The organism is Faecalibacterium sp. DFI.5.82, from assembly GCF_029076575.1.
Taxonomy (GTDB): domain Bacteria; phylum Bacillota; class Clostridia; order Oscillospirales; family Ruminococcaceae; genus Faecalibacterium; species Faecalibacterium duncaniae.
In genome coordinates, this window is sequence record NZ_JARFIS010000002.1 from 329,387 (window position 1) to 348,237 (window position 18,851).

The window sequence follows — 18,851 nt, forward strand, 5'->3', positions numbered from 1 at the left end:
CGCTATGCAGAAAAGCTATCGTAAAAATATCCGGCGTGACTTCCGGAGCAACCTGAACCGGTTCCTTTCCCTGTTTGGCATCGTGGCGCTGGGCGTGATGATGCTGACGGGTCTGGTCAGCTTTGCCCCCAGTATGCGCACCGCCGGGCAGAAGTACTATGTCCAGCAAAATGTGTTCGATTTGCGGGTGCTCTCCACGCTGGGCCTTTCGGAATCAGATCTCTCCGCCATTGCCGCCACGGAGGGCGTGAGCGCCGTGATGCCCGTGAAGTATCTGGACACCGAGGGCCGCTGGTCAAGCTCTACCGACGGAGCCGTGCTGCGGGTGCAGCAGCTTCCCGCCGACCCGGCTGCGGATACCGAGGCCAATATGAACCGCCTGACCCTGCTGGAGGGCCGGATGCCCGAAACCGCCAACGAGTGTGTGGTGCAGGTGCTGGGCCACGCTGACCCTGTCCCGCTGGGCACCGTGGTCACCCTGCCCGAGGATACCGATGACATCCGCCGCACCGAATATACCGTGGTGGGCCAGGTGCAGGACCCCCAATATTTTTCTGCCACCCAGGAGACCAGCACCGTCGGCGACGGCATCCTGGATGCTCTTGTGTTCGTGCAGGACGGTGAATTGACCGCAGATTATTATACCGTCTGTTATCTCAAAGTAGCAGATGCCGCACAGTATGATAATTACAGTGATGCATACCAGACCGCTGTGGATACTGTGGCTGACCGGCTGGATGCCATCAGCAAGGAGCACTGTGTGGCCCGCCGGGCCCAGCTTATCGAGGATGCCACCACCCAGCTGGACGATGCCAAACAGACCTACAGCGAGCAGAAGGCCGAAGCCGAGCGCCAGTTTGCACAAGCCGAGCAGAAGCTGACCGACGCGCAGCGGGAGCTGGATGCCGCCAAGACCCAGCTGGACGCAGGCGAAGCCGAGCTTGCCGCCCAGAAGGCCGCCCTGCCCGATACCATGCAGAGCGGTGCCGCCACACTGGTGAGCAGCGAAGATCAGGTATTGGAATTTGAGGATCAGCTTCAGCAGATCCAGCTGCTGGTCAACCTGAAACAGGTGGCTGATCCCCTGCTGGGCTATGCCGAGACCGCTCTGAACAATGCCCAAAAGGCGCTGGATGAGGCCGAGCCCGAGGACGAGGAATACACCGAGCTGCGGGACGCGCTTGCCAAGGCACAGGCAGCCTACGATAACATCAAGGGCCAGCTGGACGGTTATCAGGCCCAGCTGGATGCCGGCAAGCAGCAGATGTATGCCAAAGGGCTCATCTCCTCGCCCAACCTCTCCAACACGGACCTTGTCACCGAAGCCAAAGCCGCCCTGCGCAAAATGAAGGTACAGCTGCTGCAGGGCCAGCTCCAGCTGAGCACCGGTACTGCCACCGCCTACACCCAGTTTGAGGCCGCCCGCGCCCAGCTGGACGAGGGCTGGGCACAGTACCAGTCCGGGCAGGAGCAGCTGGACGCTTCCCGCACCGAATACGAGACTCAGAAGGCCGATGCGGAGCAGAAGCTCACCGAAGGCCAGCAGCAGATCAACGATGCGGAAGAGAAGATCGCGGACATCCAGAACGGCGAGTGGTATGTATTGGACCGCGGCAGCACCCTGAGCCCTGTCACGCTGGAACAGTACGCTGACCGGATGGCTGCCATTGCCCGGGTGTTCCCGGTGTTCTTCTTCCTGGTGGCGGCGCTGGTGGCTTCCACCACCATGACCCGCATGGTAGACGAGAACCGCCTGCAGATGGGCACCCTCAAGGCGCTGGGCTACTCCAACACCAGTATTGCAGGCAAGTACTTACTCTATGGCATTGCCGCCAGCGTTCTGGGCAGCATTGTGGGCATTGCCGTGGGCTTTGTGGTGTTCCCCACCATCTTCTGGTACGCCTACCGCACCATGATGTTCTCCCTCCCCACCTTTACCCTGCACTTCTACCCGGGTCTGGCACTGGGCAGCATGGCCCTCAGCGCGGCGGTCATCGGCCTTGCCACCCTGCAGGCCTGCCGCGCCAGCCTCAAGGAAAAATCCGCCGCCCTGCTGCTGCCCCGTGCGCCTGCAGCGGGCAAGCGCATCCTCCTTGAATATCTCACCCCGTTGTGGAAGCGGATGAGCTTCTCCCAGAAAACCACCGCCCGCAATCTGTTCCGCTATAAAAAGCGCTTCTTTATGACCGTTCTGGGCGTGGCGGGCTGCACAGCCCTGCTCCTCATCGGCTTCGGCATCCAGGATTCCCTGCTGCCCATGCTGACCAAGCAGACCACCGAACTGACCCACGCCGACCTGACCATCTCCCTGAGCGACGAAAAGGCGCTGACCATGGAGAACGGTCTGGCCGACCTGCTGGATTCCAGCAGCGGGATCACCAGCTGGGGCCGCTATTACACCAAGAGCGTCACCCTTTACAACGCCGAGGGTGAAAAGGAGACCGTCAGTCTGGTTGCCGCCGCAGACGAAAGCCAGATGACCGAATACTTCACCTTCCGCACCCGGCAGGGCCACAAGGCTATTGCCTTTGACGATTCCAGCGTCATCCTGACCGAAAAGACCGCCGAAAAGCTGGGGCTTTCGGTGGGCGACAGCTTTGAGGTGGAGACCACCGACGGCGGGCGCAGGTCCCTGACCCTGACCGGCATCACCGAGAACTATGTCTTTACCCGGCTGTACCTCTCGCAGGCGCAGCTCAAAACGCTGAACGGCGGTGCTCTGCCCGCCTGGAACGCCGTTTACGGCCAGACCGACTGCCCCACCGATGCAGCCCGCGCCTCCCTCTCCTCCGCCATTCTGGCCTGCAACTATGTCAGCTCCGTCTCCTTCATCGAGGACACCACCCAGATGTTCGATGGCCTGATCGGCTGCCTGAACTATGTGGTCATGCTGGTCATCGTCTGCGCTGCCGCATTGGCCGCCGTGGTGCTCTACAACCTCATCAGCGTCAACCTGGGCGAGCGCAAAAAGGAGCTTGCCACCATCAAAGTGCTGGGCTTCTATGACAAGGAGGTCTACCGCTACATCTTCCGGGAGATCGACCTGCTCTCTCTCATCGGCTCCCTGGTGGGTCTGGTGGTGGGCATTCCCCTGCACCAGTTCATCATCCGCACTGTGGAAATGGACCAGATGATGTTCATCCGTTCCATTGCCCCCCGCAGCTTTGTGTTCAGCGTGGCGCTCACCATGCTCTTCAACTTTGCCGTCTGCCTGCTCATGCGCCGCCATGTCCGCCAGATCAGCATGGTGGAAAGCATGAAAGCGCCGGAATAATTCCCTTACAGACAGAACAACGCCCGCCGGGTGTGGTACTTCTCGTACCGCCCGGCGGGCGTATTGTTTTTGCGTTCTATCCAGCTGCAGTCTCAGCCGCCCAGATAAGCGTTGCGGACGCGCTCATTGGTCAGCAGCTCTGCACCGGTGCCATCCATGACCACGTGGCCTGTCTCAAGGACATAGGCGCGGTCGGCCACGGAAAGGGCCATCTGTGCGTTCTGCTCCACCAGCAGGATGGTCATACCTTCCTTGTGGATATCGCGGATGATATCAAAGATCTCCTGCACCAGCAGCGGAGAAAGGCCCATGGAGGGCTCGTCCAGCATCAGCATGGAGGCGTTGCTCATCAGGGCACGGCCCATGGCCAGCATCTGCTGCTCGCCGCCGGACATGGTACCGGCCAGCTGCCTGCGGCGCTCCTTCAGGCGGGGGAAGAGGGTGAACACCTTTTCCTTGTTGGCCGCAATGGTGGAAGCGGGCTGGGTGTAGGCACCCATATCCAGGTTTTCCTCCACGGTCATGTGCAGGAACACATGGCGGCCCTCCGGCACCTGTGCCAGACCGGCCTCCACGATCTTATGGGCGCGCACACCCTTGATGCTCTTGCCCTTGTACAGGATATCGCCTGTTTTGGGGTGGAGCAGGCCGGAGATGGTTTTCAGGGTGGTGGACTTACCGGCACCGTTGGCACCGATCAGGGTCACGATCTCGCCCTCGTTCACCTCAAACGAAACATCCTTGACAGCGTGGATGTTGCCGTAATAAACGTTGATGTTATCAACTTTCAGCATCGTTTCTGCCATCGGTTCAGCCCTCCTTCTTGCCCAGGTAGGCCTCGATGACCTGGGGATTGTTGCGGATCTCATCCGGGGTGCCCTTGGCGATGATGCGGCCGAAATTCAGCACCGCGATGCCCTCGCAGATGCCCATGACCAAGCTCATGTCATGCTCGATCAGCAGCACGGCGATGTTGAACTCATCGCGGATGCGGCGGATGGTCTCGGTCAGCTCAGCGGTTTCCGAGGGGTTCATACCAGCGGCAGGCTCATCCAGCAGCAGCAGCTTGGGGCTGGTGGCCAGCGCGCGCATGATCTCCAAACGGCGCTGTGCGCCATAGGGCAGGCTGCCGGCCTGCGTATAGGCCATATCTGCCATGTGGAAAATGTCCAGCAGCTCAAAGGCACGCTCGGTGCAGTGCTTTTCCTCTTTCCAGTAGTTGGGCAGGCGGATCAGCGAAGAAGCAAGATCGTACTTCATGGACTCATGCAGGCCTACCTTGATGTTGTCGATGACGCTCATCTCCTTGAACAGACGGATGTTCTGGAAGGTACGGGCCACGCCCATCCGGTTGACCTGATAGGTCTTTTTGCCCGCCGTGGGCATTCCATCGATCAGGATGGAGCCGCGGGTGGGCTGGTAAACATTGGTCAGCAGGTTGAACACCGTGGTCTTACCGGCACCGTTGGGGCCGATCAGGCCGGTGATCTCGTTGCGGCCGATCATCAGGTTAAAGCCATCCACGGCGGTCAGGCCGCCAAAATCGATGCCCAGCTCACGGACATCCAGAATGGGCTTTTTGTCCTTATCGCGGTCCGTCAGGAAGCCGCCGGAGGGGACACTGTTCAGTCTGGTCTGGAACTCACTCATGGTCTGCACCCTCCTTCTTTTTCTTGCCAAACAGGACACGCTCCACAAGGCGGCTCATGGAGAAATCGTAGCTGCCCAGCAGTCCGCCCGGGCGGAAGATCATCATCAGGATCAGCACCAGCGAGTAGATGACCATGCGGTAGCTGTCGAAGCTGCGGGTCGCCTCAGGCAGGATGGTCAGGACCGTTGCAGAGAGGATGGAGCCCAGCATAGAGCCCATGCCGCCCAGAACCACCATGACCAAGATCTCAATGGACTTCATAAAGCCGAAGGTGGAGGGGTTCAGCACGCCGATATAGCAGGCATACAGGCCGCCTGCCAGACCCGCAAAGGCAGCGGAGAAGGCAAAGGCCATGACCTTGTAGTAGGTGGTCTGGATGCCGCAGCTCTCGGCGGCGATCTCATTGTCGCGGATGGCCAGCACAGCACGGCCGTGGCGGCTCTTCATCATAGCGTGGATCAGGAAGCAGGTGATGACCACGCAGAGGAACACGTTGGTGAAGTTGGAGTACTTGGGGATGTTCTTCAGGCCCTTGGAGCCATAGAACAGCTTAAAGCCCAGCACATCATCGATGTTGTTCAGGGTGATGCGGATGATCTCACCAAAGCCCAGCGTCAAGATGGCCAGATAGTCGCCGGTCAGACGCAGGGCCGGGATGCCGATGAGCACACCGAACAGACCAGCCACGATGCAGGCCAGCACCAGACCGATGGCAAAGGAGACACCGTCCGGCAGCGGGCAGAACTTGGTGAACAGGGCGCAGGTGTAGGCACCCACAGCCATGAAACCGGCATGACCCAGCGGCAGCTGCCCCAGATAGCCGGTGGCAACGTTCAGGGAGACCGCCAGGATGATATTGATGCCCACCGTCATCAGCACCTTGTTCTGGTAGGTAGACAGGATATTCCGGGTCAGGTAGGAAAGCGCCACGAACAGCAGAGCCACCAGCACCGCGTTCATCAGGTAGCGCACGGGCATTTTGATCGTTTTACGGTTCTTATTCATCTTCCTGCCCTCCTTACACCTTTTCCTGCACCTTGCGGCCGAGGAAGCCGGTGGGCTTGAACAGCAGCACGATGATCAGGATGGCAAACGTAACGGCATCCTTCCAGGCGGAAAGACCGATGGCGGAGACAAAGCACTCGCACAGTCCGATGGCAATGCCGCCGATCATTGCGCCCGGAATGGAGCCGATGCCGCCCAGAACGGCGGCAACAAAGGCTTTCAGGCCCAGCATGGAGCCCATGGTGGGGGTAGCCTGCGGGTAGGAGCAGCAGTACAGCACCGAGCCGATACCGGCCAGCGCGGAGCCCACCGCAAAGGTAAAGGAGATGGTGCTGTTGACATTGATGCCCATCAGGCGGGCAGCGTCCATATCCTCAGAGACAGCGCGCATGGCCTTGCCCAGCTTGGTCTTCTGCACCAGAAAGGTCAGCACCAGCATGGACAGCACGGTGACCACCAGCGTGATCACGGAGGTCAGGCCCAGGGGCACACTGCCGATCATAAAGGTCTTGTTGCCGTAGTAGGAAGGGATGACCTTTGCGCCGGAACCCATCACCAGCTCAGCGGTGTACTCCAGGAAGAAGGAGACACCAATGGCTGTGATCAGCAGGGAGATGCGGGGCGCGTTGCGCAACGGGGTGTAGGCGACCTTTTCGATCACCACGCCCAGCAGAGTGCAGGTAATAATGGTGGCGCACACAGCCGTCACCGGGCCAAGGCCCAGCTGGTTCATAACGAACCAGGACATGTATGCACCCACCATGATGACATCGCCGTGGGCAAAGTTCAGCAGCAGGATGATGCCGTACACCATGCTGTAACCCAGTGCGATCAGTGCATAGATGCTGCCAAGGGACAAGCCGTTGATCAGCTGACTAAAGAACACTGTCATTGGATGGACACTTCCTTTCTTTCTACCAAAAAAGCGGAGACAACCTGTTCCGGCGGCCTCCGCAAGGGTACATCATTCTCTGGTTCCGACATTCAGGCCGCACACCGGTGTGCAGCGCAGAAGCGGGATCAGAACATTTCCTTCAGTTCGGGCTTGCCGTCCACGTAGGTCAGGATCGCAGTCTTCTTGACGGGATCGTGGTGCTCATCAAAGGTAAAGGTTCCGGTGATGCCCTCGATGGTGCCGGAGGCAATGGCATCGTTGACAGCCTGCTTGTACTCATCGGTACCGGCCTCCAGGCCGGCATCCTCAGCAGCCTGCACGCCGTAGACCACGGTCTTGGCGGCATCGTAGCCCAGAGGAGCAAAGCCGTTGGGGTAATCCTCGCCGTACTCGGCCTTATAGGCATCCTCGAACTCGGGGCTGGAGCCCTTTGCGTAGTTTGCGCAGAAGTAGCTGTCCTTCAGCTGATCGGCAGTGGCATAGCCCTCCAGGCCATCCCAGCCGTCGCCGCCCAGGAAGGGAACATTCAGGCCGACGCTCTCAGCCTGAGACAGGATCTGGCCCACCTCCTCGTAGTAGTTGGGGCAGAACACAGTCTCGGGGCCCTTGCCCATGATGCTGGTCAGCTGGGTCTTGAAGTCCACGTCGCCATCGGAGTAGCTCTCCTGATCGACAATGGTGCCGCCCAGGCTCTCGAACTCGTTGACAAAGTTCTCAGCCAGACCCTCGTTGTAGTCAGCGCCCTTCTTGAAGATGACAGCTGCCTTGGTGTAGCCCAGCTTCTGGTAAGCGTAATCAGCCATCTTGATGCCCTGGAACGGGTCGGTGAAGGTGGCACGGAAGACATTCTCGTTCACGGTGTCGGTCTCGGCATCGTAAGTAACGGCCTCAGCGGTAGCGGAAGCAGTGACCATGGGCATGTTGTAATCTGCGCTCTCAGCAGCAACTGCCAGAGTGGGGGTGGTGGTGACATCGCCCACCAGAGCGGTGATGCCCTCGTCCACCATCTTGGTGAAGCAGTTGACAGCCTGCGTAGCATCACCCTGCTCATCCTCGGTCAGGATCTCGATCTGCTTGCCATTGATTCCGCCGTTGGCGTTGACCTGCTTCAGGTACAGGGAAGCGCCGTTGACAACGGCCTGGCCGTAAACGGAAACGTTGCCGGTCAGGGGGCCCATCACGCCGATCTTGATGGTGTCACCGGAAGCAGCGGCAGAACCTGCAGCGGATGCGGCAGTGGAAGAAGCGGCAGTGCTGGAAGAGGAGCCGCCGCAGGCGGTCAGGACACCGGTAGCAGCCACGACACCGGCAGCGGTCAGAAAGTTGCGGCGAGAGATCATCTTTTTCATAATACAATATCCTCCTGTTGGAAGTTTTTCGTATGATAGATGCACAAAGCAGGGCGCTTCCCTCAAAGCCGCCCTGCTTTGTGTGTGTATTCATTATAGTCTCGCCGGGCGGGTTGTGCAATTCACAAACCGTCCATACTTTTCCGGGCATTTTCCGGCATTTTATGTGAAAGCCACCAAAAAATCCATGTTGTTTTTGGTTATTTTTTCATTTTGTTCACTTTGTTTCATCGTGAAATGAAGGGCTTTCACCCATGTCAAAAAAGTTACAGCGTCGTTTTTTCTTCTGCCTGCCGGTAAATAGAGGTACGATAAAACACCATGGAGAGCACGGTGCCCACAAACCAGCCCACAGGCCAGGACAGCCAGATGCCGTTCACGCCCAGCCAGCGGGAAAACAGCATGGCCAGCACCACGCGCAGGAACAGGTCGGAAAGGGTGGTCGCCATAAAGCGGCCCATCATGCCGCAGCCGCGCATCAGGCCGTCTGAGGTCAGCTTGAAGGCCAGCAGCAGGTAGAAGGGAGCGATCGTCTGCAGGAAGGTCAGGCCGGTGTTGATGGCCTCACCCGTGGGGCTGTTCATAAAGAGCATGAGCAGCTGGCGGCCTGCCAGCAGATACAGGGCCGTGAAGCAGAGGCAGATGCTGCCCAGCAGTCTGACACCGGCCCCAAAACCCGCTTTGACACGCTCGTTCTTTCCGGCACCCAGATTCTGGGAGGCATAGTTGGAAATGCCGCTGCCCAGCGTGGTCAGGGAGGAGATGAGCACATTGTTCAGCTTGGTGGCCGCGGCAAAGCCCGCGATCACGCTGGCACCGAAGGAGTTGACAACGCTCTGGATGATGATATTGCCCACTGAGACAAAGCTCTGCTGCAAAATGCTGGGGATGGCCACCACTGCGATCTGGCCCAGCATCTTCCAGGAGAACCAGACCCGCTCCTCCTCACTCGGGACAGCACGCACCCGCCGGGCCACCACCCACAGGGAGAGCACACAGCTCACCCCCTGGCACAGAAAGGTCGCCCAGGCCACACCGGCAACCCCCAGATCAAAGGCAGCCACGAACAGCACATCCACCGCGATGTTTGCGGTAGAGGAACCCGCCAGAAACAGGAACGGGGTACGGCTGTCGCCCAGCGCCGTAAAAATGCCCGTTGCCACATTGTAAAGGAACAGGAAGGGCAGGCCCAGGGTGTAGATGTCCAGATACTCTGCCGAGTCGGCCATCAGCTCCGCCGGGGTGCGGATGAGCACCAGCAGGCTCCGGCAGCCCAGCAGGCCCACCGCCATCAGGGCACCGCAGAGCACCACCGTGCCGATGAGCGCCGTGGAGACGGCGGTTTTCATGGTGTTGTAGTCCTTTGCGCCGAAATACCGGGAAACGATGACAGAGCCGCCGATGTTGCAGCCGAATGAGAACGCCAGAAAGATCAGGGTGATTTCGTAGCTGTTGCCCACAGCGGCCAGAGCGTTTTCACCGATCAGCTTGCCCGCCACAAGGCTGTCGGCAATGTTGTAGAGCTGCTGGAACAGGATGCTGCCGAACATGGGCAGGCAGAACTGCCACAGCACCTTGGACGGGGAGCCCACGGTCAGGTCTTTGTTCATGTAAAAAAATCCTCCTCAATCTTTGGTTCTCTCTTGTCTATCTATCATTTTACCGTCCCCTCTTCGGAATGTAAACTCACAAATCCACACACTCCCCCATCCTTTTCCCGCTTTCTGCCGGATACGCACCCGCCCCGGCGGGCATCCTATCAATGTTTACAGCGGCAAACATCCGCAGACCCTCTTGCGCAAGGGTGCGGGACGTGGTAGGATAAAGGCAGTTAGTTAGTTTTGACTATCTATATAATTTCTCATCGAAGATCGGGAGGTTACTGTGATGAACTATCTGGAAATTGAATCTGTGATCGGCCGCGAGATCCTGGACTCCCGCGGAAATCCTACCGTTGAGGCCGAGATCACTCTGGCCGACGGCACGGTTGCCCGCGGCTGTGCCCCCTCCGGCGCTTCCACCGGCGAGTTCGAGGCTCTGGAGCTGCGCGACGGCGACAAGGACCGCTATCTGGGCAAAGGCGTGACCAAGGCTGTGGAGAACATCAACACTGTCATCGCTGACGCGGTGGTGGGCATGGATGCCTCCGACATCTATGCCATTGATGCCGCCATGCTCCGGGCCGACGGCACCAAGGACAAATCCAATCTGGGCGCAAACGCCATTCTGGCGGTCTCCATTGCCGCCTGCCGCGCTGCCGCCGCTTCTCTGGAGATGCCCCTGTACCGCTTTCTGGGCGGCGTGAACGGCAACCGCCTGCCCGTGCCCATGATGAACATCCTGAACGGCGGCGCACACGCTGCCAACACCGTGGACACGCAGGAGTTTATGATCATGCCTGTGGGCGCGCCCAGCTTCAAAGAGGCCCTGCGCTGGTGCGCCGAGGTGTTCCACGCTCTGGCTTCCATCCTGAAGTCCAGAGGCCTGGCCACCTCCGTGGGCGACGAGGGCGGCTTTGCCCCCAACCTGTCCAGCGACGAGGAGACCATCGAGACCATTCTGGCCGCCATCGAAAAGGCCGGTTATCAGCCCGGCAGGGACTTCATGCTGGCCATGGATGCCGCTTCCTCCGAGTGGAAGAGCCCCAAGGGAAAGGGCTTCTACAAGCTGCCCAAGGCCGGCACCGAGTACACTTCCAGCGAGCTGATCGCACACTGGAAGAGCCTGGTGGAAAAGTATCCCATCATCTCCATTGAAGATGGCTTGGATGAAGAGGACTGGGAAGGCTGGCAGGAGATGACCCGGGAATTGGGCGGTAAGGTCCAGCTGGTGGGCGACGACCTGTTCGTTACCAACACCGAGCGTCTGGCCAAGGGCATCCAGCTGGGTGCAGGCAACGCCATCCTGATCAAGCTGAACCAGATCGGTTCTGTTTCCGAGACGCTGGAGGCCATCAAAATGGCCCACAAGGCCGGCTACACCGCCATCAGCTCTCACCGCTCCGGCGAGACCGAGGACACCACCATTGCTGATCTGGCCGTTGCCCTGAACACCTGCCAGATCAAGACCGGTGCCCCCAGCCGCACCGAGCGCGTTGCCAAGTACAACCAGCTGCTCCGCATTGAGGAGGATCTGGGTGCAAGTGCCGTTTACCCCGGCATGGCCGCCTTCAACGGAAAGCGCTGATCTCCGCAGCTGCAACCTGCTTTCTTTCCTGTTTCCGCGCAGAACAAAAGGGAGCGTCCCATGGTTTTCCACCGTGGGGCGCTCCCTTTGTTCAATCCAGATGGATCTGCCGTTTGGCTGTCTGCAGCGCTCTGCGCAGGGGGCGGTAGAGCAGCAGCATGATGACAAAATTTCCCACGCCGTGCATGGCATCGTAGGAAAGGCCGCTGAGCCACCAGCTCAGGGCAAAGGCCGGAGTTTTTGCCACCAGATACACCGCCGCACACAGGCCGCCGAAGCACAGGCCGTAGATGCCGCTGAACACCGCCCAGCCAAGGGCATTGTCCATCCGGCGCAGCAGCCATGCCAGCAGGGCCAGCAGATACCAGACATACAGGTACATGGCCCACCACAGCCCAAAGCCGTACAGCACGCCCTGCAGCAGGATGAACACCGTAACAGCCCCCGGCGTTTCCCGGGGCAACTCCAGTGCAAACAGGATGACGAGCAGCGTCACCGGTTCAATGTTGGGCAGGCCGCTCATGGCCTGCTTGCTCACCACCAGCAGCGCACCCATCAGGCCGTTGAGCACCAGCCGCAGCACCCGGATGTGCACAGGCTCCTTACTTCGTGTAGATAAAAGCATAGCTGTCGCCATCGTGCAGCGCAATGTCTGCCACACCCACGGTGGTCATCTCGCCGGTGGCATCGGTCAGGCACCACCATGCCTGATCCTTATCCCAGTCGGCAGTCTCGCCGTTGACGGTGGTCACAAAGCCTGCCGCAGCCTCCTCTTCGCTGATGAGACCAGCTTCCACCAGAGCATCGCTCAGCTTCTCGCCATCGGTCACTTCCAGCGTAAAGGTCTGGCTCTCGCCATCCGCGCCGGTCACGGTAAATTCTGCCTTGACCTTGGCATCCTCAGCCTGCCCGGAAGCAGCCTCAGAGGAAGCGGCTTCACTGGAAGCTGCCACAGAGGACACGGCCTCAGAAGAGGCGGCACTGGATGCCGTGCTGGAAGCTGCACCGCAGCCTGCCAGCAGCCCGGCAGCCAGAGCGGCACTGATCACAACGGCCAGAAATTTATGCATGGTTTTCATAGAAAAAGAACTCCTTTGTTTGTTTTCCGCGCGCCCTGCGCGCAGGGTCTATCATATCATGGGTGCGCCCAAAAATCAAGGCACAGCGCAGATACGATGATGCACCAGCGCTGTGCCGTTGTGTTTTATTTCAGGATGCCTTTTCCAGCGGATCAACGACCACCGGACAGGTCTCATACAGCTCTATCGGGTCAAGGTCGATACAATTGCAAGGGTCCATGTCACCGCTCACATCCCATGCCGCCGTGTCATTCAGCACCGTCAGCCGGTCACGGAAATAATCCGGGTCGCGCATAGGCTCAAACACTCCCCCCTGTTGCAACAGGGGCTTTGCATCATACAGGCGGACAGAGCCATCACTGAAATACAGGTAGATGGTAAAATTTTCTCCTGCAACAGCCTGCAATACTTTTGGAATATATTCCATACTGTACTCCCCTTTCAAATCAATGGTGCCACATGATTCAAGGGCTTTGCATCCCTGGCAAGTTCCCAGTTCTGCATCAGCTCATCTTTATGCAGCTCACACCATGCCAGAATCAATTTCAACTGGCGGCTGGGCAATGCACCACGGATAACACAGGAGTGCTGAATATCCACCAGTGCTTTATAGCCACCATATTCCGCATGGAAATGCGGTGGGTTATGGTCACTGTAAAACATTGTGATCCGAATCCCGCAAAACAAACTGATTTCCGGCATAGTTCCGCCCTCCTGTCACGCCCAGTATAACACAGCTTCGTGCGTTTTGTCCATCAATTTTCCAAAAACGCCTTCTGGTAGCTTGCAAAGGCACCGATCTGGTTGGCCTCGCTCAGGAACCGGCAGGGCACGATCTCCGGGCGGGGCAGGCAGCGGGCCTGCGCTTCGCTGAAAGGATGGCCCCGCAGGATGTACTCCTCATACACCTCGTTCAGGGTCTCCACAAGGATGGGCTGCTTGCTGATGCCGCCGCCGATGGCCACCTTTTCCAGATCCAGCAAAACGTTCAGGTTGTAGATCTGCACGGCAACGGCCCGGCAGAAGCTGCGCAGGGTCTCGTTGGCCTCGGTCTCCCCAGCGTGGACCGCCTCAAAGAAGATGCGTCCATCCATGGGTGCATCGGCGGGCAGGCCCTTGCGGGCGCGGTAGCCGCTCAACAGGCCGCTGGTACTGCACTGGCAGGCAACGCTCTTTGTGGGGTCGCTCCAGGCATCGGCGTTGGTGTTCATAAAGCTGTACTCGCCTGCCGTGCAGTCCCGGCCGCGCACCAGCTTCCCATCAATGATCAGGCCGCCGCCCACACCGGTGCCGATGATGAACACTGCTGCGTTCCTGCAGCCCTTCAGTACACCCCGCTCCAGCTCTGCAATGGCGGCCGCTTTGCCGTCATTCTCGATCCAGACACGGCAGCCGCAGGCCTCGGCCAGCCGGGGGCCGACAGGCGTGCCCACATTGTAGGCCAGCGAGGGTGCCCCGCCGCCCCTGACCACGCCCTGCTCGGCATCGATGAAGCCTGGCAGGCTCAGGGCAATGCCGTCCACCTCGTCCTTGTGGGGCAGGTAGATCTCCCGCAGGGTGTTCAGGAAGTGTTCCTGCGAATCCGCCGGGGTGGGCGTGCTGCCCGTATCGGTCCGGTTCAGCTGCTCATCCATCACGGAATACTTGATCCCGGTTCCGCCCACATCAAAAACCATTACTTTCATGTACAGACCCTCCTGCGCTTTTTTTCTATTATTGCAAATCGCTCTCCAAATGTAAAGAGCCATGCGCTCCGCCATGCCGGAAAACAAAAAAATCCCGCGCTGCGGCAAAGCAAAACGCAGCGCGGGAACGAAGATAGCTTAATTCGGGATCGTGTCAGTGCTCAGCGGGCGACAACATACTTGTGCAGGGTCTTGCGGACTGCGCCGTTGCCAGCGTACAGCTCCTTGACCATGCCCTCGATCTTCTCGCCCAAACCAACGGCGTACAGGTCCACACCGAACACATCGGCACGGCTGTACAGTTTCTTCAGGCAGCTGAAGTCCTGCTCGCCTTCCTTGACTTCCAGAGGAGCCACGATGGCCTGCAGCTCAGCCAGCATCGGATCGGGAGAGATCTCGAAAGCCTTGCCGTTGTCATCAATGCCCTTCAGGTAGCGGGCATAACCTGCCAGCACCAGGGGGATCAGCACCAGGTTGGACTTATCCAGACCGCGTGCCTGATATGCCTTGATGGTCTCGCCGAAGCGGATGGCCAGCTTCTGAGAGGTATCGGTAGCGATACGCTGAGGAGCATCGGGCATGAAGGGGTTGGGCAGGCGGCGGTTGATGACAGCGCCGATGAACTCGTAGGGGTTCAGGACACCGGGATCAACGACCACGGGCATTGCCTCGATATAACCGATCTTCTGGATGAAGGAACGCAGATCCTCGTCGGCCATCTCGGCGCTGATGAGGGTGTAACCCAGCATGCAGCCGTAGATGGACATTGCGGTGTGCAGGGGGTTCAGGCAGGTGCACACCTTCATCTTCTCGATCTTGTCAACAGTCTCGCGGTCGCAGTACAGCACACCGCCCAGCTCCAGCGGAGGACGGCCGTTGGTGTAGTGATCCTCGATGCACAGGTACTGGGTCTCCTCTGCGTTGACAAAGGGAGCAGTAAAGGTGTGCTTCTCGGTCACGATGGTGTAGTTGTCCTCAAAGCCGTCCTTGGCCAGCATATCCTGGACCTTTGCGTCGGGACGGGGGGTGATCTTGTCGATCATGCTCCAGGGGAAGGTGATCTTGGTCTCGTCCTGAACGTATGCCAGGAACTCAGCGGGAACCAGACCCTGCTCGACCCACTTGGAAGCATAGGCGTGGACAGCGCTCTTGACCTTGTCGCCGTTGTGAGAGCAGTTATCCATGCTCTGAACGGTCAGGGGCAGCTTGCCGGCCTTGAAGCGCTCGTACAGCAGAGCGGTGACCTTGCCCATTGCCAGAACGGGGGTCAGGCCGCGTTCCAGGTCAGCAGGAGCAACGCCGTAGCCCTTCTCGGTGATGGTGAAGGAGATCATCTGCAGGCTGGGGTTCTGGAAGATCTCGACCAGACGAGCCCAATCCTTGCCGAAGGAGTAATCAGCCTTCAGGCTCTCAGTCACGGAAGCAATGACCTTCTTCTCGATGTCGCCGGTGGACTTCAGGCAGACCAGCAGGCTCAGGTTGTCGTAGGGCTGGTAAGCCTTGTCGATGATCTCGTAGTCAAAGCTCTCAGCAACAATGACACCGCGGTCATACTTGCCGCTGTTCAGGGCCTCGTTCAGGATGGCAGCGGGGAAGGCACGGAAGATATTGCCTGCGCCAAAGTGCACCCAGGTGGGCTCTGCGTGGGTCTTGGCCTTGACAGCCTCCACGTCAAACTTGGGCAGCTCGTAGCCCTTTTCTGCCCACTCGGCGGACAGATTGCCGTTCTTGATATCAGACAGCTTCATAATAGTACTCAGCCTTTCTTTTTCTCTTCATCCAGACGGTCCAGCAGGTCCCAGACACCCAGCATGTACTGGATACCCAGAGCACGGTCATACTTGCCGTAACCGGGGCGGCAGTTGCCGGGGCCTTCCTCCCACAGCTGACGGCCGTGGTCGGGGCGGATATAGCCCTCGTAGCCGCAGTCATGGTAGGCGCGCAGGATCTCGATGATGCCGGTCTCGCCGCAGCAGTCGCGGTGAGCAGCCTCGGAGAAGTCGCCATTGGGGAAGTGGTGGATGTTGCGGATGTGAGCAAATGCAATGCGGTCGCAGTGCTTGCGGACGATCTCGGCAACATTGTTGTTGGGGTTTGCGTTCAGGCTGCCGGAGCACAGGGTCAGGCAGTTGTACTCATCGTCCACCATGCTCAGGAAGCGGTCGATGCTCTCAGCATCCACCAGCAGGCGGGGCAGGCCGAAGATATCCCAAGGGGGATCGTCCATGTGGATAGCCATCTTGATGTCGCACTCGCGGCAGGTGGGCATCAGAGCTTCCAGGAAGTACTTCAGGTTCTCCCACAGCTTTTCCTTGGTGACAGGAGCATAGGCCTTGAACAGCTCGTCCAGCTTTGCCATACGCTCGGGCTCCCAGCCGGGGAAGGTCATGTTGTACTTCTCGGTAAAGCCCAGGATGTAGTCGGCCATGGCCTTGTAATCGTCCTGGATCATGTCCTTCTGGTAGAACAGAGCGGTGGAGCCGTCGCCGACGGGGTGGAACAGGTCGGTACGGGTCCAGTCAAAGATGGGCATGAAGTTGTAGCAGATGACCTTGACACCGAACTTGGACAGGTTACGGATGCACTGCTTATAGTTCTCGATGTACTTGTCGCGGGTGGGCAGGCCGATCTTGATGTCATCGTGGACATTGACAGACTCGACCACGTCCATGTCGAAGCCGTAGGCGTGGATCTGATCGGCGACCTTCTGGATCTCGTCGATCTCCCAGATCTCACCGGGCATCTTGTTGTGCAGTGCCCAGACGATGCTGGTCACGCCGGGAATCTGCTTGATGTCGTTGAGGGTGATGGGATCGTTGCCCTCACCGTACCAACGCCAACCCATTTTCATAGGCATAGTGGGTTCCTCCTTGTTTGTTGCTTTGCTTCTTAAATGCCGCGGCGGGTGCCGTGGCACATTCTTGCTTATATTCTAATATATCAGTTTCAAATTGGCAATTGACGTTTTGACAAGTTTTGATGTTTTTTCTTGTATACTTTACACAAAGAAACGGCCACACATGGGATTTTGCCCCCATCCGGCCGCAAAATACACGCATTGGGCAGTTTGACGAAAGAAATTTTTACCAGGTATCACCGTTGCCGATAAAATAATCCGGGTGGGCGGCACGGGCCTGATCCACACTGAGCTTATACCGGTGCAGATGTTCGCTCAGTGCCCGGCTCACATCCTCCTCCGTGCCGTGGAGCACAGCCTCCAGGATGCGGGTGTGGGCACCACAGACCGATTTGTTCTCATCTGTCTGCAGGCTGAACTTGCGCAGCCGCTCGATGTGCTGAAAGGTGGAAAGCATGTGGTCAAAGTGTCCTTCCATGCCGCAGAGCTCAAAGGCGCGGCGGTGAAAGGCGTTGTCCAGATCCAGCATCCGGGTCTCGCGGTTCTCGGCCTCCGGGTGGCTTTCCAGCACACGGTACTGCTCGATCAGCAGCCGGTAGGCTCTCTCCTGCTCACCGGTCAGGCGGCCCCGGATCCGGTTCAGGAGCTCTTTTTCCAGCGTGAAGCGCGCAAACTGCTCCATCTCCATCAGCTCCAGATCAATGGGGGCCACATAGGTGCCGCTCTGGGGCTTGATGGTCACCATGTGGGCAATGTTGAGCATGATCAGCGCTTCCCGCATGGGGGTGCGGCTGATGCCCAGTTCCTGGGCCAGCTCGTGGTCGTTCAGTTCATCCCCGGGTTTGAGCTCCATGGTGATGATCCTGCTGCGGATGGTTTCGTAGGCTGCCTCGCGGGCGCTCCGAACTGCCATACTGTCTTCGCTCCTTTTGTGCTTCTGCACGCCTGTTATCTTTGTGTTTTACTAATATATCAGTCTTATTTTTATTGTACCCCACACGCTTTGTCCGCGTCAATTGGGAAACTGCCAAAATTAGGAACTTTTTCTTGTCAATCCTGCCGCTTTTTCCACGGGCCATAAAGGATCACGCCCCACACAGCCGCCAGCGCCAGACCGCAGACCACATCAATGATGGAATGCTGCTTGGTGAACACGGTGGAGGCGCAGATGAGCGCTGCCCACACCCAGGCCGCTGCTTTGAGCCAGGGGCGCTGCTTTGTCAGCGTGCTGCCCGAAAAGGCAATGGCCATGCAGGCCGTGCTCTGACAGTGGATAGAGGGGCAGACATTGACCGAGGCATCTGCTTTCCAAATGAGCTGCATCAAAGTCATGGCAAAATTCTCCCGGCCGATGGCTTCCGCCGTGGGTCGGATGTCAAGGCCGTTGGGCAGCACCATATAAATAATGAGGCAGAGCGTCATACCCGAAAACATCATCAGGCAGAGCTTGTCATAACTGGCGGTGTCGAACCACCACAGCAGGGCCGTGACCGCCGCCAACAGCACGAACCAGCTGCAGTACGGGAAAATGAACCACTCGTTGAAAGGGATGAGGTCATCCACCGGGGAGTGGATGATGTATTTGGGGTCCGTGATGGTCAGATCCAGCCAGAAGAACCAGATGAGATAGACCACCCAGTAAGCCTGATACCACAGGTGGGGCTTGAGCCGCGTGCGCAGAGTCTTTGCGTTCATATTCTTTTCTCCTATAAAATCACTCGCCGCATAGCGAATATTTTAACACAGAACCGGCGCTTGCGCAAATATTATTTATAGGATAAAATAAGGGTATCAGTCTCTCCGTCACCTATCGCGGCAGCTCCCCTGGCAGGGGAGCCATGTTTACGCTTCTGCCGGAGAGGTTCTTAAA

17 protein-coding genes are annotated in these 18,851 nt (G+C 58.6%); 2 read left to right on the top strand and 15 right to left on the bottom strand.

The annotated features are described in order from the left end of the window. The first annotated feature begins 4 nt into the window (after positions 1 to 4). Positions 5 to 3,274, top strand: coding sequence for an FtsX-like permease family protein (locus P0G09_RS05120; RefSeq protein ID WP_275252121.1), 3,270 nt, complete (start codon positions 5 to 7; stop codon positions 3,272 to 3,274). A gap of 92 nt (positions 3,275 to 3,366) precedes the next feature. Here the strand turns inward: P0G09_RS05120 and P0G09_RS05125 are convergent, their stop codons facing one another. From P0G09_RS05125 to P0G09_RS05150, 6 genes are all read right to left on the bottom strand, one after another. After that, entirely contained in the window at positions 3,367 to 4,068 is a 702-nt protein-coding gene (locus P0G09_RS05125) for an ABC transporter ATP-binding protein (protein ID WP_035393866.1), read from the bottom strand. A gap of 16 nt (positions 4,069 to 4,084) precedes the next feature. Next, entirely contained in the window at positions 4,085 to 4,924 is an 840-nt protein-coding gene (locus tag P0G09_RS05130) for an ABC transporter ATP-binding protein (RefSeq protein WP_097770421.1), read from the bottom strand. After that, a complete protein-coding gene (locus P0G09_RS05135) occupies positions 4,917 to 5,930 on the bottom strand; it encodes a branched-chain amino acid ABC transporter permease (RefSeq protein WP_005931359.1) in 1,014 nt (337 codons plus the stop codon). Before P0G09_RS05135 ends, P0G09_RS05130 begins: the two co-directional genes overlap by 8 nt. Positions 5,931 to 5,943: 13 nt before the next feature. Then, complete coding sequence (locus tag P0G09_RS05140; protein ID WP_005931363.1) at positions 5,944 to 6,822, bottom strand: branched-chain amino acid ABC transporter permease; 879 nt, start codon at positions 6,820 to 6,822, stop codon at positions 5,944 to 5,946. Positions 6,823 to 6,950: 128 nt separating this feature from the next. Beyond that, a complete protein-coding gene (locus P0G09_RS05145; protein WP_275252122.1) occupies positions 6,951 to 8,174 on the bottom strand; it encodes an ABC transporter substrate-binding protein in 1,224 nt (407 codons plus the stop codon). Positions 8,175 to 8,440: 266 nt separating this feature from the next. After that, the gene (locus P0G09_RS05150; protein WP_275252123.1) at positions 8,441 to 9,784 is read right to left on the bottom strand and encodes an MATE family efflux transporter; all 1,344 of its coding nucleotides are present in this window, start codon (positions 9,782 to 9,784) and stop codon (positions 8,441 to 8,443) included. 277 nt (positions 9,785 to 10,061) lie between these two features. On the opposite strand from P0G09_RS05150, the gene eno reads away from it, so the two are divergent. Continuing rightward, positions 10,062 to 11,360, top strand: a complete 1,299-nt coding sequence (gene eno / locus P0G09_RS05155; protein WP_275252124.1) for a phosphopyruvate hydratase — start codon at positions 10,062 to 10,064, stop codon at positions 11,358 to 11,360. Between the two features lie 91 nt (positions 11,361 to 11,451). On the opposite strand, the gene P0G09_RS05160 is transcribed toward eno, so the two are convergent. The 9 genes from P0G09_RS05160 to P0G09_RS05200 all read right to left on the bottom strand — a co-directional run bounded on the left by P0G09_RS05160 (position 11,452) and on the right by P0G09_RS05200 (position 18,676). Continuing rightward, positions 11,452 to 11,985 (bottom strand): hypothetical protein, encoded by a 534-nt coding sequence (locus P0G09_RS05160; protein ID WP_275252125.1) that lies wholly within the window; start codon positions 11,983 to 11,985, stop codon positions 11,452 to 11,454. Further along, positions 11,963 to 12,439, bottom strand: a complete 477-nt coding sequence (locus tag P0G09_RS05165; RefSeq protein ID WP_154276723.1) for a DUF4430 domain-containing protein — start codon at positions 12,437 to 12,439, stop codon at positions 11,963 to 11,965. The genes P0G09_RS05160 and P0G09_RS05165 overlap by 23 nt, the downstream gene beginning before the upstream one ends. 130 nt (positions 12,440 to 12,569) lie before the next feature. Beyond that, entirely contained in the window at positions 12,570 to 12,866 is a 297-nt protein-coding gene (locus P0G09_RS05170; protein WP_275252126.1) for a DUF2442 domain-containing protein, read from the bottom strand. A gap of 14 nt (positions 12,867 to 12,880) precedes the next feature. Continuing rightward, on the bottom strand, positions 12,881 to 13,141 hold the full coding sequence (locus tag P0G09_RS05175; protein WP_005931391.1) for a DUF4160 domain-containing protein: 261 nt from the start codon (positions 13,139 to 13,141) through the stop codon (positions 12,881 to 12,883). Positions 13,142 to 13,194: 53 nt separating this feature from the next. Continuing rightward, positions 13,195 to 14,124: an ROK family protein gene (locus P0G09_RS05180; RefSeq protein ID WP_154276724.1), complete on the bottom strand. Its 930-nt coding sequence runs from the start codon at positions 14,122 to 14,124 to the stop codon at positions 13,195 to 13,197. Between the two features lie 161 nt (positions 14,125 to 14,285). After that, positions 14,286 to 15,872, bottom strand: a complete 1,587-nt coding sequence (locus P0G09_RS05185) for a mannitol dehydrogenase family protein (RefSeq protein WP_275252127.1) — start codon at positions 15,870 to 15,872, stop codon at positions 14,286 to 14,288. An 8-nt stretch (positions 15,873 to 15,880) separates the two neighbouring features. Then, a complete protein-coding gene (gene uxuA, locus P0G09_RS05190) occupies positions 15,881 to 16,981 on the bottom strand; it encodes a mannonate dehydratase (protein ID WP_005931401.1) in 1,101 nt (366 codons plus the stop codon). 226 nt (positions 16,982 to 17,207) lie between these two features. After that, positions 17,208 to 17,894 carry a GntR family transcriptional regulator gene (locus P0G09_RS05195; RefSeq protein WP_097770429.1) on the bottom strand — a complete coding sequence of 229 codons (687 nt, stop codon included), beginning with the start codon at positions 17,892 to 17,894 and terminating at the stop codon, positions 17,208 to 17,210. 137 nt (positions 17,895 to 18,031) lie between these two features. After that, positions 18,032 to 18,676 (bottom strand): phosphatase PAP2 family protein, encoded by a 645-nt coding sequence (locus P0G09_RS05200; RefSeq protein WP_117504570.1) that lies wholly within the window; start codon positions 18,674 to 18,676, stop codon positions 18,032 to 18,034. Between the last annotated feature and the right edge of the window lie 175 nt (positions 18,677 to 18,851).